Raw genomic sequence first — 22,736 nt, forward strand, 5'->3', positions numbered from 1 at the left:
TCCTTTGGCGACGTGTACCGCTAATTCGTGTCTTGGTGAAACAGATCCGGGCGAACCACTCGACCCGGACCCCCGCCGGACCTACTGTCGATGCGCAGGACGCGGGGCGGCGGACGGCGAGCCGCACGGCTCCGCCACGAGTCAGGGGGACTCCGCATGCCGCATCCCAGGAACGCGTACGCGCCCGGCGACCACCCGCCCGACCTGGTGGGCCAGGTCGACCGGCGGATCCGCAGCCGCCTCGACGGCCGGCACCTGCCGGACCCGGCCGAACTGTTCCAGCCGCTCGTGGCCGCCCTGCGGGCCGCCGTGGCGGGACCTCCTCCCGCCCACCCGAACGCGCTCGCCGACGACCAGGAGGTGTTCCAGCAGGCCGTCCGGTACTTCCTGGCCAACGAACTGGCGAGGACCCAGGACGTCTTCGTGCTCCACTCCAAGCTGCCCGGCTGCGCCCTGGCCGCCGTCGACCCGCACGACCCGCTCTACGGCACCCGCGGCATGGCCCAGATCGCGCCCGTCGTGTACGGGCCGGTCGACGCGCTGCTCGGGCCGCTGGTCGACGCCTGGTACACCGCGCCGCTGGTGCTGCGCCCGGAGGACGCGGTCGTCGCGCTGTTCAAGCGGTTCGACACGCTGGCCGCCTTCACCGCGCAGGGCAACCAGGACGCGCTGGGCCTGGCCTACCTGGCGGACCACCCCCAGTCGCCCGCCTTCCGGCCGGTGCTGACCCAGCAGGCAGGGGAGGCGCTCGCCGACGCCCTGCGGAAACTGGACGCGGTCGGCACCGCGCTGGAGGGGGCCGCGAAGGTGCCGTTGCAGCCCGGGGTCAGGGCCCGGTGGTCGACGGAACCGCTGGTCGACACCGCCGAGTCCGACCTCGACACCGAGAAGTCCAGCCTCGTGGTCGAGAAGGCCGTGCCGGAGACCGTACGGAGCATCAGGACGGCCCTGCACGCCGTCAGCAACCTCTGCGGTCCCGCGGTCCACCAGTACCTTCCGCTGCCCCGCTTCACCGTCCACAAGGCCCTCGGCAGGGACAGCAACATCCGCGCCTACAACGACGCCGGCGACGTCACGATCACCATCGGCCAGCACGACCGGCCGGACGTGGTGGCGCACGAGGTCGGACACGTCGTCGAGAACGTCCTGCCCGTGGGGTGCTGGCTCGACATCGTGCGGCTGCTGCACGCCCGGCACGCGGCGGCGGGCGGCGGCACCCTGCTGGCCCTGTACCCGAAGGACCCCGACCCCGAGGTCGCCGCCGAGTGCGCCTACCGGGCCGTGATGCCCGCGTATCCCGCCCGCTCCAGCACCACCGGCAGCTACGCGGCGAAGACCTACGGCGGCTTCTGCCCGACCGAGGTGCTGTCCACCACGCTGCAACTGCTCGTCTCCCCGCAGGGCGCCAAGACGCTCCTGACGTCGGACCCCCAGGTGCTGGCGGTCGTCCTGCGCTGGCTGCTCGGGGAGCAGGCCCTGCGGAACGTCGTCAGCGGGCAGCTGCTGGCGATGGCCGTCCCGACCGCCCTCCCGTAGGGGCCGGCGCACGGCGACGCCCCGGCCGGTTCCGGGGAACCCGCCGGGGCGTCGCCGGGGCCGTACGGAGGGTCAGCCCCCGTACGCCCCCGAGGCGGTCAGCCGCAGGGCCGTGTCGATCAGCGGGACGTGGCTGAACGCCTGCGGGAAGTTGCCCACCTGGCGCTGGTTGACCGCGTCCCACTCCTCGGCGAGCAGGCCCAGGTCGTTGCGGAGCGAGAGCAGCTTCTCGAACAGGCGGCGGGCCTCGTCGACCCGGCCGATCATCGCGAGGTCGTCCGCCATCCAGAACGAGCAGGCCAGGAACGCGCCCTCGTCGCCGGGGAGCCCGTCGACGCCCTCGGCCTCGCCGTCGGTCGGATAGCGCAGGATGAACCCGTCCGGCGTCGACAGCTCGCGCTGGATCGCCTCGATGGTGCCGATGACGCGCTTGTCGTCGGGCGGCAGGAATCCCATCTGGGGGATCAGCAGCAGCGAGGCGTCCAGCTCCTTGGAGCCGTACGACTGCGTGAAGGTGTTGCGTTCCTTGTCGTAGCCGTGCTCGCAGACGTCCCGGTGGATGTCGTCGCGCAGGTCGCGCCAGCGCTCCAGCGGGCCGTCCGCGTCCCCGGACTCGATGAGCTTGATGGTGCGGTCGACCGCGACCCACGCCATCACCTTCGAGTGCACGAAGTGGCGGCGCGGACCGCGCACCTCCCAGATGCCCTCGTCCGGCTCGTCCCAGTGGTCCTCCAGGTAGCGGATCAGCTTGAGCTGGAGAAGGGAGGCGTAGTCGTTGCGGGCCAGGCCCGTCATGTGCGCCAGGTGCAGCGCCTCGGTGACCTCGCCGTACACGTCGAGCTGGAGCTGGTGTGCGGCGCCGTTGCCGACCCGTACCGGCGCGGAGTTCTCGTAGCCGGGCAGCCAGTCCAGCTCGGCCTCGCCGAGCTCGCGCTCACCGGCGATGCCGTACATGATCTGGAGGTTCTCCGGGTCGCCGGCCACGGCCCGCAGCAGCCACTCGCGCCAGGCGCGGGCCTCCTCGCGGTAGCCGGTGCGCAGCAGCGAGGAGAGGGTGATCGCCGCGTCCCGCAGCCAGGTGTAGCGGTAGTCCCAGTTGCGGACGCCGCCGATCTCCTCGGGCAGGGACGTGGTCGGCGCGGCGACGATGCCACCGGTCGGCGCGTACGTCAGCGCCTTCAGGGTGATCAGCGAGCGGACCACGGCCTCGCGGTAGGGGCCGTGGTACGTACAGTGCCCGACCCACTCCCGCCAGAACTCCTCGGTCAGCTCCAGGGACTGCTCCGGCTCCGGCAGCGCGGGCGGCTCGCGGTGCGAGGCCTGCCACGACACGGTGAACGCGATGCGGTCACCGGGGCCGACCGTGAAGTCCGCGTACGTGGTGAGCGCCTTGCCGTAGGTGTCCGCGGACGTGTCGAACCACACGGAGTCCGGGCCGGCGACGCCGACCGTGCGCCCGTCGCGCCGGTGCACCCACGGCACGATCCGGCCGTACGAGAAGCGCATCCGCAGCGCGGAGCGCATGGGCACCCGGCCCGAGACGCCCTCCACGATCCGGATGAGCTGCGGGGCGCCGTCGCGCGGCGGCATGAAGTCGGTCACACGGACCGTGCCGCGCGGGGTGTCCCACTCCGACTCCAGGATCAGCGAGTCGCCCCGGTAGCGGCGCCGGGCCGCGGTGGGCGGCTCGGTGTCCGCCGCGTGCGCCGGGCCGATGCGCCAGAAACCGTGTTCCTCGGTGCCCAGCAGGCCGGCGAAGATGGCATGCGAGTCGAAGCGGGGCAGGCACAGCCAGTCGACTGTGCCGTCCCGGCAGACCAGTGCTGCGGTCTGCATGTCTCCGATGAGTGCGTAGTCTTCGATGCGCCCGGCCACGTGCAACTCCAGTCGAACGGCCACGTCGCCCCCGCGGGGGCTGTCGCTAGTGCGGTCAAGGGATTTCGTGCGATGCGTCGTCGTTGTGTCTTGCAGTGTTTGCGTGCGTCGCTTTGGGTTCTGCTGAGTGTCGCTTGAGTGGTGCAGCAAAACAGCCGCTGGGCTGTGACGCAAAACGACGGTCTCGGGACAACGGGCTGGCGGGCCATTGATGTTCCGGCGGGCACGGGCGGGGGTGGTGCCGTGATTTCCGTCGGGCTCGGCAGCGAGTGTCCGAGCAGGATACGACGCACGTAGATGATCTGTGTGCCGCTCCGGGCAACGCGCATCCGCCGAACGGGTGAGGTTGTCGTGAGGGGCAGGTGATCGGTGCGTGCCGGTGTCGACGCGTGCGCGGAGCGTGGCCGGGAGCCGCCGCCCGCCAGCGCTGATACCCTGGTAGCCCGTGGACCGGTGGGCCCGAAACCCCCGAACCGCAGCGACGGCGCCACCGGAGTTCTCCGGTCCGGCAGCCGCAACGCACCCCAGAACCGCGACCACGGGAGCCCCCTCTTGGCCATGCCGCCCGCTGCTTTCCGAAACAGCAACGCCACGACGACCAAGCACATCTTCGTCACCGGGGGTGTCGCCTCCTCCCTCGGCAAGGGGCTCACCGCCTCCAGCCTGGGCATGCTGCTCAAGGCACGGGGCCTGCGCGTGGTCATGCAGAAGCTCGACCCGTACCTGAACGTCGACCCCGGCACGATGAACCCCTTCCAGCACGGTGAGGTCTTCGTCACCAACGACGGCGCCGAGACCGACCTGGACATCGGCCACTACGAGCGCTTCCTCGACCGCGACCTCGACGGCTCGGCCAACGTCACCACCGGCCAGGTCTACTCGACGGTGATCGCCAAGGAGCGCCGCGGCGAGTACCTGGGCGACACCGTCCAGGTCATCCCGCACATCACCAACGAGATCAAGCACCGCATCCGGCGCATGGCGTCGGACGAGGTCGACGTGGTGATCACCGAGGTCGGCGGCACGGTCGGCGACATCGAGTCGCTGCCGTTCCTGGAGACCGTCCGCCAGGTCCGCCACGAGGTCGGCCGCGACAACGTCTTCGTCGTGCACATCTCGCTGCTGCCCTACATCGGCCCCTCCGGCGAGCTGAAGACCAAGCCGACCCAGCACTCGGTGGCCGCCCTGCGCAGCATCGGTGTCCAGCCGGACGCGATCGTGCTGCGCTGCGACCGCGAGGTGCCGACCGCGATCAAGCGCAAGATCTCGCTGATGTGCGACGTCGACGAGGCCGCCGTGGTGGCCTGCCCCGACGCCCGCTCCATCTACGACATCCCGAAGGTCGTGCACTCCGAGGGCCTCGACGCGTACGTCGTGCGCAAGCTCGACCTGCCGTTCCGCGACGTCGACTGGACGACGTGGGACGACCTGCTCGACCGCGTGCACAACCCCGACCACGAGATCACCCTCGCCCTGGTCGGCAAGTACATCGACCTGCCCGACGCCTACCTCTCGGTCACCGAGGCGCTGCGCGCGGGCGGCTTCGCCAACAAGGCCCGCGTCAAGATCAAGTGGGTCACGTCGGACGACTGCCGCACCCCCGCGGGTGCCGCCAAGCAGCTCGCCGACGTCGACGGGATCTGCATCCCGGGCGGCTTCGGCGACCGCGGTGTGGCCGGCAAGGTCGGCGCGATCCAGTACGCCCGCGAGAACCGCGTGCCCCTGCTCGGCCTGTGCCTGGGCCTGCAGTGCATCGTGGTCGAGGCGGCGCGCAACCTCGCGGGTGTCGCGGACGCCAACTCCACCGAGTTCGACGCGGCCACCGCGCACCCGGTGATCTCCACGATGGCCGAGCAGCTCGACATCGTCGCCGGCGAGGGCGACATGGGCGGCACCATGAGGCTGGGCATGTACCCGGCGAAGCTGTCCGAGGGCTCCGTCGTGCGCGAGGTGTACGACGGCAAGGAGTACGTCGAGGAGCGCCACCGCCACCGCTACGAGGTGAACAACGCCTACCGCGCGGAGCTGGAGAAGAAGGCCGGCCTGGTCTTCTCCGGCACCTCCCCGGACGGCAAGCTCGTCGAGTACGTCGAGTACCCGCGCGAGGTCCACCCCTACCTGGTCGCCACGCAGGCGCACCCGGAGCTGCGCTCGCGCCCGACCCGCCCGCACCCGCTGTTCGCGGGCCTGGCCAAGGCAGCCGTGGAGCGGAAGAACGGCAAGTAGCACGACGGTTGTACGGTTGCCGGGGTGCGTGTCCGAGAGGGCACGCACCCCGTTTTCCGTGCACGTGTGGAAGGACAGGGCATGACCATCAAGGACACCCCCGAGGAGTGGGAGGTCCGCGCGACCGCCACCCCGTTCACCGGGAACAAGACCTCCGTCCGTACCGACGACGTGGTCATGCCGAACGGGTCCGTGGTCCACCGCGACTACCAGGTGCACCCCGGCTCGGTGGCCGTGCTCGCCCTCGACGACGAGGACCGGGTCCTGGTCATCCGCCAGTACCGCCACCCGGTGCGCCACAAGCTCTGGGAGATCCCGGCCGGGCTGCTCGACGTGCCCGGGGAGAACCCGCTGCACGCGGTCCAGCGGGAGCTGTACGAGGAGGCCCACGTCAAGGCCGAGGACTGGCGGGTGCTGACCGACGTCTACACCACCCCCGGCGGCTGCGACGAGGCCGTACGGATCTTCCTCGCCCGGGACCTGTCCGAGGCCGACGGCGAGCGTTTCGCGGTCGAGGACGAGGAGGCGGACATGGAGTACGCGCGCGTGCCGCTCGCCGAGCTGGTCCGCGGCGCCCTCGCCGGGGAGCTGCACAACAACTGCCTGGTGGTGGGCGCGCTCGCGCTGGCCGCCGCGCGCGCGGGCGACGGCGTGGACAGCCTGCGCCCGGCCGACGCGCCGTGGCCCGCCCGGCCCTTCACCGCGTAGGCACCCCCGTTCCCGTCCGCGCAGTCCCGGTGTGAAGATCGGCTGATCCGATCGGGGGACGTGTCCGCCGCGCTCCTCCCGGATCGTCGCAGAGCGTGAACTAGGCTCTGCAAACGCCCGTACCGGAGTCCCGGCGGGCTTGCGCGTTCGGTGGGACGGGAGTGTGGCCCGTGACGGATCAGGCGGTGGACACAGGTGGCGTGAAGCTGTCGGGCCACGATCGGAGCACCGTGGCAACGGACAGTCAGTTCCTGGGCCGGACAAGGGAGTTGAAGGAGCTGCGCGCCGACATCGAGCGCGCGGGCCTCGACACCATCTCCGGCCGCAAGGCGCCCCGCGCACGCGTCCTGCTCGTCGCGGGCAAACACGGTTCCGGCCGCACCGCGCTCGCCGAGGAACTCGTCCGGCAGGTCGCGGAACGTTACGAGGACGGCGTGCTGCGGGCCCGGCTCGGCGAGCCCGACGGCACGCCCGTCCCCGTCTCCCGCGCGGCCCGCGACCTGCTGGCCGCCCTCGGCGCGCCGCCCCCCGCGGGCGCCGCCGAGGACGACCTGACCGAGGCCCTGCGCACCGCCCTGGCCGGCCGCCGCGTCCTGCTGCTGCTCGACGACGCCGCCGACGCCGAGCAGGTCGACGCGCTGCTGCCGGACAGCCCCGACAGCCTCGTCGTCGCCGTCGCCGGGGGCCCGCTCACCGGCATCGCCGACGTCCGCCCCTGCACCCTGGGCGGCCTCGACACCAAGTCCGCCGTGGAGCTGCTGAGCCGGCGCACCGGGTCCGTGCGCATCACCGTGGACCCGCGTGCCGCCGAGGGGCTCGTGGAGGAGTGCCGGGCCCAGCCCGCGGCCCTCGTGATGGCCGGCGGCTGGCTCGCCGCCCGCCCCAAGGCCGCCGTCGCCGACCTCGCCAAGCATCTGCGCGCCGCGGGCGACGAGGACGCCCCCGTGGCGCGCGTCCTCGGCCTCGTGTACGCCTCGCTGCCCTCGGCCGCCGCCCGGATGCTGCGGCTGCTGTGCCTGGCCCCGGCCGGCCTCGTGGACCCGCACACGGCCTCCGCGCTCGCCGGGTCCTCCGTCAACGGCGCGCGCACCACCCTGGACGACTTCGTCGCGCTGGGGCTGCTGCGGCCGGTGGAGTCGCCGCTGCCGCAGTACGAGGTGCCCGGCTGGCTGCACCCACTGCTCAGGGCCCTCGCGGACACCCACGACAAGCCCGCCGAGCTCCAGCTCGCCCGTGCCCGCATGCTGGAGCGCACCGTGCGGCTGCTCCAGTCGTGCCGGGCCATCACCGAGACCGACAGCCCGCAGGCCCGCGAGAAGCTGCTCGGGCTGCCCCGGGCGCTGCGCTTCCCGAACCCGCGCGCCGCCGCCGAGTGGCTCACCGTGCGGCGGCCCGCCCTGCTGGCCGCCGCCCGCCTCGCGGTCGCCGACGGCGAGCTGGACACGCTGGCCCGCCGGCTGATGTCACAGCTCGTACGGGCGCTCGTGGCGCACTTCGGCACCCAGGCCGCCGCCCCCGACCTCTACGGCCTGCACCAGCTCGTCCTGGACGTCGCGGAGCGGCGCGGACTGCACCGCGAGAAGGCCGCCGCCCTGCTGAACCTGGCCGACGTCGACGCCCGCACGGGCCGGACGGCGGACGCGCTGACCCGTTACCGGGCCGCGCTGGACGCCGGACGCGAGGCGAACGACCCGTACGCGACCGGCCGCGCGATGGAATCCGTAGGCGGCGCGTACCAGGAGCTGGGGGACCACGACCGGGCCGCCGACTGGTTCGGCCGCGCCCTCGCGCAGCGGCAGGCCCGCGACGAGCGCGAGGACGCCGCGCGGCTGTACGGACGCATCGGCACCGCCCACACCTACGCGGGCCGCTACGGCGAGGCGCAGCGCAACTGGCGTGCCGCCGTTGCCGGTTACCGCAAGACCGGTGATCTCGCCGCCCAGGCAAGGGCGTTGAGCGAACTGGCACGCGTCCAGGAGTACGCGGGACGGCCCGAGGAGTCGCTGCGCACCTGCCAGGAGGCCGCCGACCAGGCGCGCCGCGCGGACGACGTACGGCTCCAGGCGGCCCTTCAGCTGCGCCTGGCCGACACCCTCGACCACCTCGGCGACCCGGCCGCCGCGGGGCTGCACCGGCAGGCGGCCGAACGCATGCTCGGTGACGAGATCGCCCCGGCGACCGCACCCGTTCCGGCGCCCGCACCCGGGCCCGCGGCCGGGTCCGCGCCGGAATCCGCAGCCGTGCCCGCGCCGGAGGCGCCGGACGGGAGCGAGCCCGGAGCCGCGCCCGGAACCGTGCCCGAGCAGACCTCCACAACCGAGGCGCCGGAGCCCGCGGACCAGGCCGCCGGCCCGGAACAAGCCGCTAACACCTACGAAATCCGTAGTACATCCGCTGAAGATTAGAGCAATGAAAGGCTAGACAGCTCGAAGTCCTTCATTAGACTGGCTCTGCCGCCGGTTCTCCTGCGGTGTCTCCCGATGCGCTCCGATGCGTACGGGAATGACTGTGATGCCCCGGACACGCACGTCGTGCGGTTGCCGGGGCACACGAGTCCTCACAACCCTCTGAGCCAAGGACCGTGATCGCCGTGAAGGTCGGCATTCCCCGCGAGGTCAAGAACAACGAGTTCCGGGTGGCCATCACCCCCGCCGGTGTGCACGAACTGGTGCGCCACGGTCACGACGTCGTCGTCGAGCAGGGCGCCGGCGTCGGGTCCTCGATCACGGACGCCGAGTACGTCGCCGCCGGTGCGGAGATCCTCCCCACCGCCGACGAGGTGTGGGCCGTGTCCGACCTGCTGCTGAAGGTCAAGGAGCCGATCGCCGAGGAGTACCACCGCCTCCGCAAGGACCAGACCCTCTTCACCTACCTGCACCTGGCCGCCTCCAAGGAGTGCACGGACGCGCTCCTGGAGTCCCGCACCACCGCCATCGCCTACGAGACCGTCGAGCTGCCCGGCCGGGCGCTGCCGCTGCTCGCCCCGATGTCCGAGGTCGCGGGCCGCCTCGCCCCGCAGGTCGGCGCCTACCACCTGATGCGCGCGGCCGGCGGCCGCGGCGTGCTGCCCGGCGGCGTCCCCGGCGTCGCGGCCGGCCGTGCCGTCGTCATCGGCGGCGGCGTCTCCGGCTGGAACGCCGCGCAGATCGCCATCGGCATGGGCTTCCACGTGACCCTGCTCGACAAGGACATCAACAAGCTCAAGGAGGCCGACAAGATCTTCGGTACGAAGATCCAGACGGTGGTCTCCAACGCGTTCGAGCTGGAGAAGGCCTGCGTCGAGGCCGACCTCGTCATCGGCGCCGTGCTCATCCCCGGTGCCAAGGCGCCCAAGCTCGTCACCAACGAGCTCGTGTCGCGCATGAAGCCGGGAAGTGTCCTTGTCGACATCGCGATCGACCAGGGCGGCTGCTTCGAGGACTCGCGCCCGACGACCCACGCCGAGCCGACCTTCCCGGTGCACGGCTCGGTCTTCTACTGCGTGGCCAACATGCCCGGCGCGGTGCCCAATACGTCGACCTACGCGCTCACCAACGCGACGCTGCCCTACATCGTCGAACTGGCCGACCGCGGCTGGGTGGAGGCGCTGCGCCGCGACCCCGCGCTGGCCAAGGGCCTCAACACCCATGACGGCAAGGTCGTTTACCGGGAGGTCGCCGAGGCGCACGGCCGCGAGCACGTCGAGCTGGAGACGCTGCTCGCCTGACCTCCGGGCCAAGTCACCGACGCCCAAAAGGCGATACGTCAACACGTTCGTCAACACCGCGCACCCGGCCGGACCTTGCCCGACAAGGTCCGGCCGGGTGTGTGTATGGTCACTTTGCGGCACTCGGTCAACTCGCCGCGAACGTAACCCTTGAACCGATTCGCGCACCGGTGAAACCGCCTGTGCGACGGCCGTACGCCCTTGACAGCCGCATGTTTCATTGCCGACACATCGGGCCGGGTCCGGCGGATTGTGTTGCTGCGGACACCCGACACGCCATAGAGTCGCCAACCGTCGGCATGGTGCCACGCTGACCTGTCTAGAAATTTCCTGGTCACCAAGGAGGTAAGACGACTTGTGAATGAGTCGACATTTTCTCCCGGGGGTGGTCAACCAGGAACGCCTGCACGGAGCCAGGACCCCGCGGGGTTCGAGGCTGTCGGCTCTGTTGCTGTGCGCACCTTCGCAGCCCATCAGAGTCACCAGCCGGCAGGTGTGACTCGCCCAGCACACCAGAGCATGGATGGCCATCACGTGAACGCCATGGCCGGCGACGGAAGCGCCCCGCCTAGTCACTTCGCCGATTACGAGGAACTGCCCGACGGGCAGTTCTACGACCCGGACGCCGAGTACGAGCCCGATCCCGAGTACGCGGCGACCCTCGCACCCGACGCGGCCCGGCAGCGCCGCGAGCGGATCGGCCCCACGGGCCGGCCGCTCCCGTACTTCCCGATCCCGGGACCGCTGACGGACCACGGTCCCGCGACGATCATCGCGATGTGCAACCAGAAGGGCGGCGTCGGCAAGACGACGTCGACCATCAACCTGGGTGCCGCCCTCGCCGAGTACGGACGACGGGTACTCCTCGTCGACTTCGACCCGCAGGGCGCCCTGTCCGTGGGTCTCGGGGTCAACCCGATGGAGCTCGACCTCACCGTCTACAACCTGCTCATGGAGCGGGGCATGGCGGCCGACGAGGTCCTGCTGAAGACGGCGGTCCCCAACATGGACCTGCTGCCCAGCAACATCGACCTGTCCGCGGCCGAGGTCCAGCTCGTCTCGGAGGTCGCCCGCGAGTCGACGCTCCAGCGGGCGCTCAAGCCCCTGCTGCCCGACTACGACTACATCGTCATCGACTGCCAGCCCTCGCTCGGCCTGCTCACGGTGAACGCCCTGACGGCCGCGCACAAGGTGATCGTGCCGCTGGAGTGCGAGTTCTTCGCGCTGCGCGGTGTCGCGCTGCTCACCGAGACCATCGAGAAGGTCCAGGAGCGGCTCAACCCGGACCTGGAGCTCGACGGCATCCTCGCCACGATGTACGACTCCCGCACGGTGCACAGCCGTGAGGTGCTCGCGCGGGTGGTCGAGGCGTTCGACGATCACGTCTACCACACGGTCATCGGCCGTACGGTCCGCTTCCCGGAGACCACGGTCGCCGGTGAGCCCATCACCACCTACGCCTCCAACTCCGTCGGGGCGGCCGCCTATCGCCAGCTCGCCAGGGAGGTGCTCGCCCGGTGTCACGCCGAGTGAGTCTGCCGGGGGCCGACGAACTGTTCCGCACGACCGGGGGGATGGCACTTCAGTCGTCCACCGCCAGGCGCCCGGCCAACGGCGAGGCCCGGGTGCCGGCCCCCGCGGGGGAGAGCGACGCGACCGCCACGGAGGACGCGCCGCACTCGGTACCCGCGCAGGGGGGTGACGGCGAGGGGGCGGAGCACGTCGCGGCCGACCCCGAGCCGGCCGATCCCGGGGCGCCCCGCAGCCGGAGCGCCGAGGCCGAGAAGATCGCGGGCGCGGCCCGCTCCGACCCGGCCCGGAGACAGCAGCAGGAAGGTTCTGCCGCCCCGGCGCCACGCCGGCGGGGCCGCAGCGCCCCCCGGCGGCCCAGCGGCCGGGAACGGCACGACGAGAAGATCACGGTCTACGTCTCCGCCGAGGAGCTGATGGACCTGGAGCACGCCCGTCTCGTCCTGCGCGGCGAGCACGGGCTGGCCGTGGACCGGGGCCGGATCGTCCGCGAGGCGGTCGCCGTGGTCCTGGCCGACCTGGAATCCCGGGGAGACGCGAGCATCCTGGTACGCAGGCTCCGCGGACGGTAGGCGATAGCCTGCGACGGTCATGACCTCGAACGACGTCCCCACCCCCCACCCTGCCCCCGGCCCGGCCGGCCGCAGGCGCGCGCTCGGCAGGGGACCGCGTGCGGGGGCGGCGGGGCCGCCGGAGGCCACCGCTCCCGTCGCACCCGTCCCTCCGGGCGATCACCCGGCGCCGGACCCGGTCGAGCCGGTCGCCCCGGCCTCCGCGGTCGAGCCGCCGCCCGCCGACGAACCCGCACCGCCCGCGGGCGATCCCGCGGCGCCCCCCGACGAACCGGAGGCATCCGCCGCCGAGGCCGTGGCGCCCGCCGAGGCCGTACCGGCCGGTGACGAGGTCGTACGAGCCGGTGACGAGGCCGTATCCGCCGGTGACGAGTCCGCGCCCGGTGCGGACGACGACGGTGTCTTCAAGGTCCGGCTCGTGAACTTCGAGGGCCCCTTCGACCTGCTCCTCCAGCTCATCTCCAAGCACAAGCTCGACGTCACCGAGGTCGCGCTGTCCCGGGTCACCGACGAGTTCATGGCGTACATCAGGGCCATGGGTCCGGACTGGGACCTGGACCGGACGACCGAGTTCCTGGTGGTCGCGGCCACGCTGCTCGACCTCAAGGCGGCCAGGCTGCTGCCCGCCGCCCAGATCGAGGACGAGGCCGACCTCGCCCTCCTGGAGGCCCGCGACCTGCTCTTCGCGCGGCTGCTCCAGTACCGCGCGTACAAGCGCATCGCCGACATCCTCCAGGACCGCCTGGAGACCGAGAGCCGCCGCTACCCCCGAACCGTCGGGCTGGAGGCGCACCACGCCGAGCTGCTGCCCGAGGTGGTCATCAGCATCGGCGCGGAGGGGTTCGCACGGCTCGCGGTCAAGGCGATGCAGCCCCGGCCGAAACCGCAGGTGTACGTCGACCACATCCACGCGCCGCTGGTCAGCGTGCAGGAACAGGCCGGGTTCGTGGTGGCCCGGCTGCGGGAGCTGGGCGAGGCCAGCTTCCAGGCACTCGTGGCGGACACCGAGGACACCCTCACCGTGGTCGCCCGGTTCCTCGCCCTGCTGGAGCTGTACCGGGAGAAGGCCGTGGCCCTGGACCAGGAGGACGCCCTCGGCGAACTGCTGGTGCGCTGGACCGGCGGGGACGACGACGTGACCCCGGCGGTGACGGACGAGTTCGACCGGCCGCCCGAGCCGCCGGAACCGGGGCGGCAGGGCGGGAAGGCGGACAGGGAACCGGAGAAACGGGAGAACACGTGAGCGACGAGACGACGACACCGGGCGCGGACGCCGGGCCCGCCGGTTCGCGCGACGTCTCCGCCCTCGACCTGGGGCCCGCGCTGGAGGCCGTCCTGATGGTCGTGGACGAGCCCGCGACCGAGGAGCACCTCGCGAAGATCCTCCAGCGGCCCCGCCGCCAGGTCGCGGACGCGCTGCGCGCGCTGGCCGACGAGTACACCGTCCAGGGCAGGGGTTTCGAGCTGCGGCTCGTGGCCGGCGGCTGGCGCTTCTACAGCCGGCCCGAGTACGCGGCGGCCGTCGAGGGCTTCGTCCTGGACGGCCAGCAGGCCCGGCTGACGCAGGCCGCGCTGGAGACCCTGGCGGTCGTCGCGTACCGGCAGCCGGTCAGCCGATCCCGGGTCTCCGCGGTGCGCGGCGTGAACTGCGACGGCGTGATGCGGACCCTGCTTCAGCGGGGTCTGGTCGAGGAGGCGGGCGCGGAACCCGAAACAGGTGCGATCCTGTACAGGACGACGAACTACTTTCTGGAGCGGATGGGCCTGCGCGGTCTGGACGAGCTCCCGGAACTCGCGCCCTTCCTCCCCGAGGCGGAGGCGATCGAGGCCGAGACCCAGGAAGCGGTGCCGTCGTTCGATCCGGACGCGCCTGACGATGCGGCCGGCACCCCGGTCCACCCGGGTACCAACGACGCAGACGACCAGACGGAACTTTGATGCGAAGCAGCGGCAGCGACAACGGCAAGAGCGGCGGCGGGCGCGGCAACCAGCGCGGCGCCGGCAACAGCAAGGACCAGCAGGGGCAGGGCCGCCCCCGCCGGCCCCGCCCCGAGGAGCGCCGCTACGACGTGGGCCCCGGCGCCACTCAGGAGGGTCCCAAGTCCGGGCGCGGCGCCTCGGCGCGCGGCGGCGCGAAGGGCGGCCCCAGGCAGTCCCAGCAGAACGCGCGCGGCCGGTCGGTGCCCTCGACCTCGCGCGAGTACGACGTGCGCGCCGAGGAGCGCAACCGGGAGCGGTACGCGGGCAAGAAGGACGTCAAGCTGCCCAAGACCTTCCCGGGCGCCGAGCAGGAGGGCGAGCGGCTCCAGAAGGTGCTCGCGCGGGCCGGCTACGGCTCCCGGCGTGCCTGCGAGGAGCTGATCGAGCAGGCGCGCGTCGAGATCAACGGCGAGATCGTGCTGGAGCAGGGCCGCCGTGTCGACCCCGAGCACGACGAGGTCAAGGTCGACGGGCTGACCGTCGCCACGCAGACGTACCAGTTCTTCTCGCTGAACAAGCCCGCCGGTGTGGTCTCCACCATGGAGGACCCCGAGGGGCGCCAGTGCCTGGGCCACTACGTCACCAACCGTGAGACGCGTCTCTTCCACGTGGGGCGGCTCGACACCGAGACCGAGGGTGTCATCCTGCTCACCAACCACGGCGAGCTGGCGCACCGGCTGACGCACCCCAAGTACGGCGTGAAGAAGACCTACCTCGCGCACATCGTGGGCCCGATCCCGCGCGACCTGGGCAAGCGCCTCAAGGACGGCATCCAGCTGGAGGACGGGTACGCGCGTGCGGACCACTTCCGGGTCGTCGAGCAGACCGGCAAGAACTACCTGGTCGAGGTGACCCTGCACGAGGGCCGCAAGCACATCGTGCGCCGCATGCTCGCGGAGGCCGGGTTCCCGGTCGACAAGCTCGTGCGCACCTCGTTCGGACCGATCACGCTGGGCGACCAGAAGTCCGGCTGGCTGCGCCGGCTGTCGAACACCGAGGTCGGGATGCTCATGAACGAGGTCGACCTGTAGCCGTCCGGCGCGTGTCTCGCGCCTCCTCGCGCTTCCACGCGTACGCGTGCGGGCCGGTCCGGGATCTCCCGGGCCGGCCCGCACGCGCATTCCGGGGTGCCCGCCCCGCCGGTGAGGGTCCCCGCGGGCCCTGGAGGGCCGCTGGAGCCGCGCCGATCCCCGCGGCCGGTTCCGGGGCGGCCGGGAGGCGGAACGGGTTCGTGCGGGACGCGGGGGCCCCGGGGGTTGTGCGGAACACGGGACCCTCTTTATAGTCGATCTGACTATTAAGGGGATCGGGGGTGCGGCATGGACGCACGCGCGGGGGGCGGCACGGCGCCCGAGGGCTACGACAAGCACGCCTTCGAACCCTTCGCCGTCACCGTCGACCTCGCCGTCCTCACCCTGCGCGCGGGCGTGCTGCACGCCCTGCTCGTCGAGCGGGCGCAGGAGCCCTACGCCGGCCACTGGGCGCTGCCCGGCGGTTTCGTGCTGCCCGACGAGTCCGCCGAGACGGCGGCCCGGCGCGAACTGGCCGAGGAAACAGGCCTGTCGGACGTCTCCGGGCTGCACCTCGAACAGTTCCGCACCTACAGCGAACCGGACCGCGACCCCCGGATGCGGGTCGTCTCCGTCGCGTTCGCCGCGCTGCTGCCCGACGCCCCCGAGCCGCACGGCGGCGGCGACGCCGCACAGGCGCGCTGGCTGCCGTACCGGGCCGCCGGGCCGCTCGCCTTCGACCACGACCGGATCCTCGCGGACGCCCACGCACACGTCGGCGCCGGGCTCGAACGCACCAGCCTGGCAACGGCGTTCTGCCCGCCGGAATTCACCCTCGGCGAGCTTCAGCAGGTCTACGAGACGGTGTGGGGCACCGCGCTCGACCGCCCCAACTTCCGCCGCAAGGTGCTCGCCGTGCCCGGTTTCGTGACACCGGCCGCCGGCGCGGCCCGGCTCACCGGCGGCCGGGGCAAGCCCGCCGCGCTCTACCGCGCCGGGCCCGCCGCCGCCCTGCATCCGCCGCTGCTCCGGCCGGTCGCGTCCCCGCCCGGCCCCCCACCTCGGGAAGGACACTCCGCGTGACCGCCAACTCCGCCCGCACCGAAGCCGGTTCGTCCACCAGGCGCGCCGCCACCGGGGCGCTCGTCGGGCTCGCGCTCGGCGACGCCCTCGGGTTCCCCACCGAGTTCAACGACGTGCCCGCGATCCTCGCCAAGTGCGGGCCCTGGCGCGAGATGGAGCTGCCCCGGCCCGCGATCGTCACCGACGACACCCAGATGACACTGGCCCTCGGCCGCGGTCTGCGCACCGCGGCGGAGCGCGGCACGCTCGGCCCCCTTCGCATGCAGCGGCCGGTGCGCGAGGAGTTCGTCGACTGGTACCAGTCGCCCGAGAACAACCGCGCCCCGGGCCGCACCTGCATGGTCGCCTGCAACCTGCTGAAGACCGAGGGGCGGGCGTGGCAGGACGCCAGCCAGGTCGGCTCCAAGGGCTGCGGCGCCAACATGCGGGTCGCGCCGGTCGGCCTCGTCCCCGGGCTCACCGACGAACAGCGGTCCGGCGCCGCCCAGTTGCAGTCCGCGCTCACGCACGGGCACCCCACGGCGCTCGCCGCCTCCGACCTCACCGCCCACGCCGTACGCCTGCTCGCGCAGGGTGCGCGACCGGCCTCCCTCGTCGGCCTGTTGCGTTCCTACGCCCTGGAGCACCGCACCCAGTACCCCCACCGGTGGCTCGGCGACCTGTGGACGCGCTCGCAGGATCCGCACCCCGAGCACTTCGCCGCCCGGGGCTGGGACGAATGCCTCGCGGTCCTCGACCGCGTCGAGGCCGCCCTGCGCGCCCCGGACCCGGAGGCCGACCCGTGCCTGGCGGCGGGGGAGGGCTGGACAGCCGAAGAGGCCCTGGCGACAAGCCTGTTGTGCTTCCTGATGTTCGTCGACGAACCCGTCCTGGCGCTCCGCCGCGCCGCCTGCACCTCGGGCGACTCCGACTCGATCGCCTGCCTCACCGGCGCTTTCGCGGGCGCGCACCTGGGTGCCGACGTCTGGCCGGCCGCATGGGCCGACCGCATCGAGTACCGCTCCGAGCTGCTCGCCCTCGGCGCGCTCTGGGACAGGTGAGCCACGACCGGCCCGCCCGGCCCGGGGCGCGTCCGGCACCCTCGCGGCTACGCCGCCCCCAGCGCCGACGCGCGCCGCGTGCGGACCAGGAAGTCCTCCACCCGGCGCAGGTCCGGCTCCTCGGGCAGCGGGCTGGTCGCGAGGGCCTCGTCCGCCCGCGCCGCCAGCCGGGCCATCCACGACTCGACCTCCGGCCACGGCACCTCGCCCCGCTTCACCTCCAGCAGCCGCTGGCGCAGGTCACCGACGTCGACGGTCAGCGTGCCCGTGCGCAGCAGGTCGCCCGCGCTCGCCAGCAGCCGCAGCAGGTGCATCGCGTGCTTCCAGCGGGGCGCCCCGTGGGTGCGGACGTCCGCGTCCAGCTTGCGGCGCTGTCCGGTCGCGTACCGCGTGAACGACGTGTGGGCCCGCCGGGACAGGAACGCCCCGCGCAGCGCGAGGAGTTCGCGGCCCGTCGCGTCCGCGTGCTCGACCAGGGGCGAGTGCAGGCACTCCAGGACGTTGGGGTTGGCGCGCAGCGCCAGCTCGCAGAACCGCTCCAGCTCCCAGCCGAACCGCTCCTCGCCCGGCCCCTCGACGTGCGTCGGCGGCTTCTCGAAGCGCCAGAACAGGGCGGTGGGTGCCAGGAACACCCCGCGCCGGTCGGTGTCGCTGTCCGCGGTGGCCAGCCCGAAGGCGCGCGAGCCCGTCACACAGGAGTAGACCGTGTGGTCGCGGACGAGATCCTCGGGGCGCATGGCGGGAGCGTAAGGGGAGCAGCCGGTCCGGGCGTAGCGGGTTTCGCCGTCCCCGGTGCCCGGGGCCGGTGCCGTCTCAGCGGACGGGCGCCGCACGCCGGACCCGGAGCGCCGAACTAGGCTGGTCGTACGAGAGCCGGCCGGCGCACGTCGGCGCGGGGCCGGCAGCACATCAGCGCGAGGAGCAGAGCCGTGGCGGTACGAGCGGTCCGGGGGGCCGTCCAACTGGAACGCGACGACCCCGGTCACATGGAGGAGCGGGTGGGCGCCCTGCTCACCGAGATCCTCGACCGCAACGGCCTCGCCGCGGACGACCTCATCAGCATCTGCTTCACGGCCACCCCCGACCTGCACAGCGACTTCCCGGCCGCCGCCGCCCGCAAGCTCGGCATCGTCGACGTACCGCTGATCTGTGCCCAGGAACTCCGGGTCGAGGGTGCGATGGCACGGGTCGTGCGGATCCTCGCCCACATCGAGTCCGACCTGGCACGGGCGGACGTCGCGCACGTCTACCTCGGCGCCGCCGCCGCCCTGCGCAAGGACATCGCCCAGTGAGAACCGCACTCGTCATCGGCACCGGCCTGATCGGCACCTCCGCCGCCCTCGCGCTCGCCGCGCGCGGTGTCGAGGTCCACCTCGCCGACCACGACCCCGAGCAGGCCCGCACGGCGGCCGCCCTCGGCGCCGGCACCGACACGCCCCCCGACGGTCCCGTCGACCTCGCGCTGGTGGCCGCGCCGCCCGCGCACGTCGCCGCGGTCCTCGCCGACGCCATGCGGCGCGGCCTCGCGCGCGGCTACCTCGACGTCGCCAGCGTGAAGGGCGGCCCGCGCCGCGAGCTGGAGTCGCTGGGCCTGGACCTGACCCGCTACCTGGGCACGCACCCCATGTCGGGCCGCGAGAAGTCCGGGCCGCTGGCCGCCACCGCCGACCTCTTCGAGGGCCGGCCCTGGGTGCTCACCCCGGCCCGGGACACCGACACGGAGGTCCTGAACCTCGCGCTGGAACTGGTGTCCTTCTGCCGTGCCGTCCCGGTCGTCATGGAGGCCGACGCCCACGACCGCGCGGTCGCCCTCGTCTCCCACATGCCGCACCTCGTGTCGAACATGGTCGCCGCCCGGCTCCAGAACGCCGAGGAGAGCGCCGTACGGCTGTGCGGGCAGGGCATCCGCGACGTCACCCGCATCGCCGCCTCCGAGCCCGGCATGTGGATCGACATCCTGTCCGCGAACCCGGGACCGGTCGCCGACCTCCTCGCCGACGTCTCCACCGACCTCGACGAGACGGTACGGGCGCTGCGCGCCCTCCAGTCGTCCGACGACGACAAGCGCCGCGAGGGCGCGGCCGGCATCGAGGACATCCTGCGCCGCGGCAACGCCGGCCAGGTCCGCGTCCCCGGCAAGCACGGCAGCGCCCCGCGCGCGTACGAGGTCGTCGCGGTGCTCATCGACGACCAGCCCGGCCAGCTCGCCCGCATCTTCGCCGACGCGGGCATGGCCGGCGTCAACGTCGAGGACGTCCGCATCGAGCACGCCACCGGGCAGCAGGCCGGCCTGGTGCAGCTCATGGTCGAGCCGAAGGCGGTCCCCGTGCTGACGGCCTCGCTGCGGGAGCGGGGCTGGGCCCTGCGCCAGTGACGGCGCCGGGCCACCGCCCCGCGGCCGGGCGGCCGGGGGAGAGGGCCCGTCGGAGGGGACGCGCGGAGCCAGTAACCTGGTGCGGGACGCCTTCGCGTCCCGCACCCACTCACACCCTTCACCAGGAAGGTGCTCCTCCGTGGAAAACGGCGCCGCCCCGACCGTCCCGGCAGTGATCGTCGCCATCGACGGCCCCTCCGGCACGGGCAAGTCGAGCACGTCGAAGGCCGTGGCCGCACAGCTCGGCCTGAGCTACCTGGACACCGGCGCCCAGTACCGGGCGATCACCTGGTGGATGGTGAACAACGGCATCGACGTGAGCGATCCCGCCGCGATCGCCTCCGCCGCGGGCAAGGCCGACATCGTCTCCGGCACCGACCCCGCCGACCCGACGATCACCGTCGACGGCGTCGACGTGTCCGGCCCGATCCGCACCGCCGAGGTCACCTCCAAGGTCAGCGCGGTCAGCGCGGTGCCGGACGTGCGCGCCCGGATCACCGAGCTGCAGCGCTCGCTGGCCGCCTCCGCCGAGCGGGGCATAGTCGTCGAGGGCCGCGACATCGGCACCACGGTGCTGCCCGACGCCGACCTGAAGGTCTTCCTCACCGCGTCCCCGGAGGCCCGCGCCGCCCGCCGCAGCGGCGAGCTGAAGGGCGCCGACGTCAACGCCACCCGCACCGCCCTGCTCCAGCGCGACGCCGCCGACTCCACCCGCAAGACCTCGCCGCTCGCCAAGGCGGACGACGCGGTCGAGGTGGACACCTCGGACCTCACGCTCCAGCAGGTCGTCGAGTGCGTCGTCACCCTCGTCGAGGAGAAGCGGGCCGCGAAGTGACCGAAGCCCCCTCCGTCCGGGGCGCCGAGGTCGGGCGCCGTATCGGCGTCGGCCTCATGTACGGCCTGTGGAAGCCGCGCGTGCTCGGCGCCTGGCGGGTCCCCGCGACCGGCCCGGTGATCCTCGCCGTGAACCACTCCCACAACATCGACGGGCCCATGGTCATGGGCGTCGCGCCCCGGCCGACGCACTTCCTGATCAAGAAGGAGGCGTTCGTCGGCCCGCTCGACCCGTTCCTGCACGGCATCGGGCAGATCGAGGTCGACCGCGCCGGCGCCGACCGCACCGCGATCACCCGGGCCCTGGGCGTCCTCCGCGACGGCGGCGTCCTCGGCATCTTCCCCGAGGGCACCCGCGGCGACGGCGACTTCGCCGCGCTGCGCGCCGGCCTCGCGTACTTCGCCGTCCGCGGCGGTGCCCCCGTGGTGCCGGTCGCGGTCATGGGAAGTTCCGAGCACCGCGGACGGTTGATAAAGGGTCTGCCCCCGCTGCGCTCGCGCGTGGACGTCGTCTTCGGCGACCCCTTCGACGCGGGCGACGGCAGCGGGCGGCGCACCCGGCGCGCGCTGGACGAGGCGACCGAGCGCATCCGCAAGCAGCTCACCGCCCACCTGGACAACGCCAGGCGCCTGACCGGGCGCTAGGCGACACTGAGTAGTGGATCTCCCCGACGGGGCGCTCCACCGATCACCACGATGAACAACGAGGTACGGACTTCATGAACGACCAGATCCAGCCCGACGGCCCGGCCGGGTCCGAGCACGAGCACGGGGCGCTCGGCGACGCCGAGTACACGGCGTTCATGGAGCTCGCCGCCGAGGAGGGCTTCGACGTCGAGGACGTCGAGGGCGCGATCGAGGAGGCCGGGCACGGCCCGCTGCCCGTCCTCGCCGTCGTCGGCCGCCCCAACGTCGGCAAGTCGACCCTGGTGAACCGGATCATCGGCCGCCGCGAGGCGGTCGTCGAGGACAAGCCCGGCGTCACCCGCGACCGCGTCACGTACGAGGCCGAGTGGGCGGGCCGCCGCTTCAAGGTCGTCGACACCGGCGGCTGGGAGCAGGACGTCCTCGGCATCGACGCGTCCGTCGCCGCCCAGGCCGAGTACGCGATCGAGGCCGCCGACGCGGTCGTCTTCGTCGTCGACGCCAAGGTCGGCCCCACCGACACCGACGAGGCGGTCGTCCGGCTGCTGCGCAAGGCCGCCAAGCCCGTGGTGCTGTGCGCCAACAAGGTCGACGGCCAGAGCGGCGAGGCCGACGCCTCGTACCTGTGGGCGCTCGGCCTCGGCGAGCCGCACCCCGTCTCCGCCCTGCACGGCCGCGGCACCGGCGACATGCTGGACGCCGTCCTGGAGGCGCTGCCCGAGGCCCCCGCGCAGACCTTCGGCACCGCAGTCGGCGGCCCGCGCCGGATCGCCCTCATCGGCCGTCCGAACGTCGGCAAGTCCTCGATGCTGAACAAGGTCGCGGGCGAGGAGCGCGTCGTCGTCAACGAGGAGGCGGGCACCACCCGCGACCCCGTCGATGAACTCATCGAACTGGGCGGCGTGGTCTGGAAGTTCGTCGACACGGCGGGCATCCGCAAGCGCGTCCACCTCCAGCAGGGCGCCGACTACTACGCCTCGCTGCGCACCGCGGCCGCCGTCGAGAAGGCGGAGGTCGCCGTCGTCCTCGTCGACGCGTCGGAGCAGATCTCCGTGCAGGACCAGCGGATCATCACCATGGCCGTGGACGCGGGCCGCGCGCTCGTCCTCGCCTACAACAAGTGGGACACCCTCGACGAGGAGCGCCGCTACTACCTGGAGCGCGAGATCGAGACCGAGCTCGCCCAGGTCGCGTGGGCGCCCCGGGTGAACGTCTCGGCGCGCACCGGACGGCACATGGAGAAGCTGGTTCCCGCGCTGGAGACGGCGCTGGCGGGCTGGGAGACCCGGGTGCCGACCGGCCGCCTCAACGCGTTCCTCGGCGAACTCGTCGCCGCCCACCCGCACCCCGTGCGCGGCGGCAAGCAGCCGCGCATCCTGTTCGGCACCCAGGCGGGCACCAAGCCGCCGCGGTTCGTGCTGTTCGCCTCCGGCTTCATCGAGGCCGGCTACCGCCGGTTCATCGAGCGCCGCCTGCGCGAGGAGTTCGGCTTCGCCGGCACCCCGATCCACATCTCGGTGCGGGTGCGCGAGAAGCGCGGCGCGAAGAAGAAGTAGCTTTCGCGGCGGGGCGGTCGGCCCCCGCACACGAGGAGGGGCGGACCCGTCACGGGTCCGC

The 22,736-nt window shown here is 72.8% G+C and carries 19 protein-coding genes; 17 read left to right on the forward strand and 2 right to left on the reverse strand.

Translation table 11 applies throughout. The annotated features are described in order from the left end of the window. The first annotated feature begins 156 nt into the window (after window positions 1-156). A complete protein-coding gene (locus ACFZA0_RS18545; RefSeq protein ID WP_391017677.1) occupies window positions 157-1,536 on the forward strand; it encodes a hypothetical protein in 1,380 nt (459 codons plus the stop codon). A gap of 72 nt (window positions 1,537-1,608) precedes the next feature. Here the strand turns inward: ACFZA0_RS18545 and ACFZA0_RS18550 are convergent, their stop codons facing one another. Beyond that, entirely contained in the window at window positions 1,609-3,435 is a 1,827-nt protein-coding gene (locus tag ACFZA0_RS18550) for a glycoside hydrolase family 15 protein (protein WP_391017680.1), read from the reverse strand. A 534-nt stretch (window positions 3,436-3,969) separates the two neighbouring features. Between ACFZA0_RS18550 and ACFZA0_RS18555 the strand changes: the two genes are divergently transcribed. The 11 genes from ACFZA0_RS18555 to ACFZA0_RS18605 all read left to right on the forward strand — a co-directional run bounded on the left by ACFZA0_RS18555 (window position 3,970) and on the right by ACFZA0_RS18605 (window position 17,266). Then, window positions 3,970-5,637, forward strand: coding sequence for a CTP synthase (locus tag ACFZA0_RS18555; RefSeq protein ID WP_391017683.1), 1,668 nt, complete (start codon window positions 3,970-3,972; stop codon window positions 5,635-5,637). Between the two features lie 81 nt (window positions 5,638-5,718). Continuing rightward, complete coding sequence (locus ACFZA0_RS18560) at window positions 5,719-6,345, forward strand: NUDIX domain-containing protein (protein ID WP_391017686.1); 627 nt, start codon at window positions 5,719-5,721, stop codon at window positions 6,343-6,345. A gap of 170 nt (window positions 6,346-6,515) precedes the next feature. Continuing rightward, complete coding sequence (locus ACFZA0_RS18565) at window positions 6,516-8,750, forward strand: tetratricopeptide repeat protein (protein WP_391017691.1); 2,235 nt, start codon at window positions 6,516-6,518, stop codon at window positions 8,748-8,750. A 176-nt stretch (window positions 8,751-8,926) separates the two neighbouring features. After that, a complete protein-coding gene (ald, locus tag ACFZA0_RS18570; protein ID WP_391017693.1) occupies window positions 8,927-10,051 on the forward strand; it encodes an alanine dehydrogenase in 1,125 nt (374 codons plus the stop codon). Between the two features lie 357 nt (window positions 10,052-10,408). After that, window positions 10,409-11,584, forward strand: coding sequence for an AAA family ATPase (locus ACFZA0_RS18575; protein WP_391017696.1), 1,176 nt, complete (start codon window positions 10,409-10,411; stop codon window positions 11,582-11,584). After that, complete coding sequence (locus ACFZA0_RS18580) at window positions 11,569-12,153, forward strand: hypothetical protein (RefSeq protein ID WP_391017699.1); 585 nt, start codon at window positions 11,569-11,571, stop codon at window positions 12,151-12,153. The genes ACFZA0_RS18575 and ACFZA0_RS18580 overlap by 16 nt, the downstream gene beginning before the upstream one ends. A gap of 19 nt (window positions 12,154-12,172) precedes the next feature. Next, complete coding sequence (locus ACFZA0_RS18585; RefSeq protein WP_391017703.1) at window positions 12,173-13,396, forward strand: segregation/condensation protein A; 1,224 nt, start codon at window positions 12,173-12,175, stop codon at window positions 13,394-13,396. Continuing rightward, window positions 13,393-14,091: an SMC-Scp complex subunit ScpB gene (gene scpB / locus ACFZA0_RS18590; protein ID WP_391017706.1), complete on the forward strand. Its 699-nt coding sequence runs from the start codon at window positions 13,393-13,395 to the stop codon at window positions 14,089-14,091. Before ACFZA0_RS18585 ends, scpB begins: the two co-directional genes overlap by 4 nt. Next, on the forward strand, window positions 14,091-15,164 hold the full coding sequence (locus ACFZA0_RS18595; protein ID WP_391017708.1) for a pseudouridine synthase: 1,074 nt from the start codon (window positions 14,091-14,093) through the stop codon (window positions 15,162-15,164). The genes scpB and ACFZA0_RS18595 overlap by 1 nt, the downstream gene beginning before the upstream one ends. A gap of 288 nt (window positions 15,165-15,452) precedes the next feature. Then, window positions 15,453-16,226, forward strand: coding sequence for an NUDIX domain-containing protein (locus ACFZA0_RS18600; RefSeq protein WP_391017711.1), 774 nt, complete (start codon window positions 15,453-15,455; stop codon window positions 16,224-16,226). Continuing rightward, window positions 16,223-17,266 carry an ADP-ribosylglycohydrolase family protein gene (locus tag ACFZA0_RS18605; protein ID WP_391017714.1) on the forward strand — a complete coding sequence of 348 codons (1,044 nt, stop codon included), beginning with the start codon at window positions 16,223-16,225 and terminating at the stop codon, window positions 17,264-17,266. The genes ACFZA0_RS18600 and ACFZA0_RS18605 overlap by 4 nt, the downstream gene beginning before the upstream one ends. 47 nt (window positions 17,267-17,313) lie before the next feature. Here ACFZA0_RS18605 and ACFZA0_RS18610 read toward each other — a convergent pair whose 3' ends face one another. After that, window positions 17,314-18,003 (reverse strand): DNA polymerase beta superfamily protein, encoded by a 690-nt coding sequence (locus ACFZA0_RS18610; RefSeq protein WP_391017717.1) that lies wholly within the window; start codon window positions 18,001-18,003, stop codon window positions 17,314-17,316. 192 nt (window positions 18,004-18,195) lie between these two features. Here ACFZA0_RS18610 and aroH point away from each other — a divergent pair, with 192 nt between their 5' ends. The 5 genes from aroH to der all read left to right on the forward strand — a co-directional run bounded on the left by aroH (window position 18,196) and on the right by der (window position 22,675). Next, complete coding sequence (aroH, locus tag ACFZA0_RS18615) at window positions 18,196-18,558, forward strand: chorismate mutase (RefSeq protein ID WP_391017719.1); 363 nt, start codon at window positions 18,196-18,198, stop codon at window positions 18,556-18,558. Beyond that, the gene (locus tag ACFZA0_RS18620; protein WP_391017722.1) at window positions 18,555-19,640 is read left to right on the forward strand and encodes a prephenate dehydrogenase; all 1,086 of its coding nucleotides are present in this window, start codon (window positions 18,555-18,557) and stop codon (window positions 19,638-19,640) included. Before aroH ends, ACFZA0_RS18620 begins: the two co-directional genes overlap by 4 nt. A 139-nt stretch (window positions 19,641-19,779) precedes the next feature. Continuing rightward, entirely contained in the window at window positions 19,780-20,475 is a 696-nt protein-coding gene (gene cmk, locus ACFZA0_RS18625) for a (d)CMP kinase (protein ID WP_391017725.1), read from the forward strand. Next, on the forward strand, window positions 20,472-21,119 hold the full coding sequence (locus ACFZA0_RS18630) for a 1-acyl-sn-glycerol-3-phosphate acyltransferase (protein ID WP_391017727.1): 648 nt from the start codon (window positions 20,472-20,474) through the stop codon (window positions 21,117-21,119). Before cmk ends, ACFZA0_RS18630 begins: the two co-directional genes overlap by 4 nt. A gap of 74 nt (window positions 21,120-21,193) precedes the next feature. After that, on the forward strand, window positions 21,194-22,675 hold the full coding sequence (der, locus tag ACFZA0_RS18635) for a ribosome biogenesis GTPase Der (RefSeq protein ID WP_391017730.1): 1,482 nt from the start codon (window positions 21,194-21,196) through the stop codon (window positions 22,673-22,675). The last annotated feature ends 61 nt before the right edge of the window (window positions 22,676-22,736 follow it).

Origin of the sequence: Streptomyces sp. NPDC008150 (assembly GCF_042956945.1) — a bacterium.
Taxonomy (GTDB): domain Bacteria; phylum Actinomycetota; class Actinomycetes; order Streptomycetales; family Streptomycetaceae; genus Streptomyces.

Bases quoted from the DNA above. Each gene is read 5' to 3' on its own strand.
- ACFZA0_RS18545 (WP_391017677.1), top strand. From the start codon at position 157: ATGCCGCATCCCAGGAACGCGTACGCGCCCGGCGACCACCCGCCCGAC.
- ACFZA0_RS18555 (WP_391017683.1), top strand. From the start codon at position 3,970: ATGCCGCCCGCTGCTTTCCGAAACAGCAACGCCACGACGACCAAGCAC.
- ACFZA0_RS18560 (WP_391017686.1), top strand. From the start codon at position 5,719: ATGACCATCAAGGACACCCCCGAGGAGTGGGAGGTCCGCGCGACCGCC.
- ACFZA0_RS18585 (WP_391017703.1), top strand. From the start codon at position 12,173: ATGACCTCGAACGACGTCCCCACCCCCCACCCTGCCCCCGGCCCGGCC.
- ACFZA0_RS18595 (WP_391017708.1), top strand. From the start codon at position 14,091: ATGCGAAGCAGCGGCAGCGACAACGGCAAGAGCGGCGGCGGGCGCGGC.
- ACFZA0_RS18600 (WP_391017711.1), top strand. From the start codon at position 15,453: ATGGACGCACGCGCGGGGGGCGGCACGGCGCCCGAGGGCTACGACAAG.
- ACFZA0_RS18610 (WP_391017717.1), bottom strand. From the start codon at position 18,003: ATGCGCCCCGAGGATCTCGTCCGCGACCACACGGTCTACTCCTGTGTG.
- der (WP_391017730.1), top strand. From the start codon at position 21,194: ATGAACGACCAGATCCAGCCCGACGGCCCGGCCGGGTCCGAGCACGAG.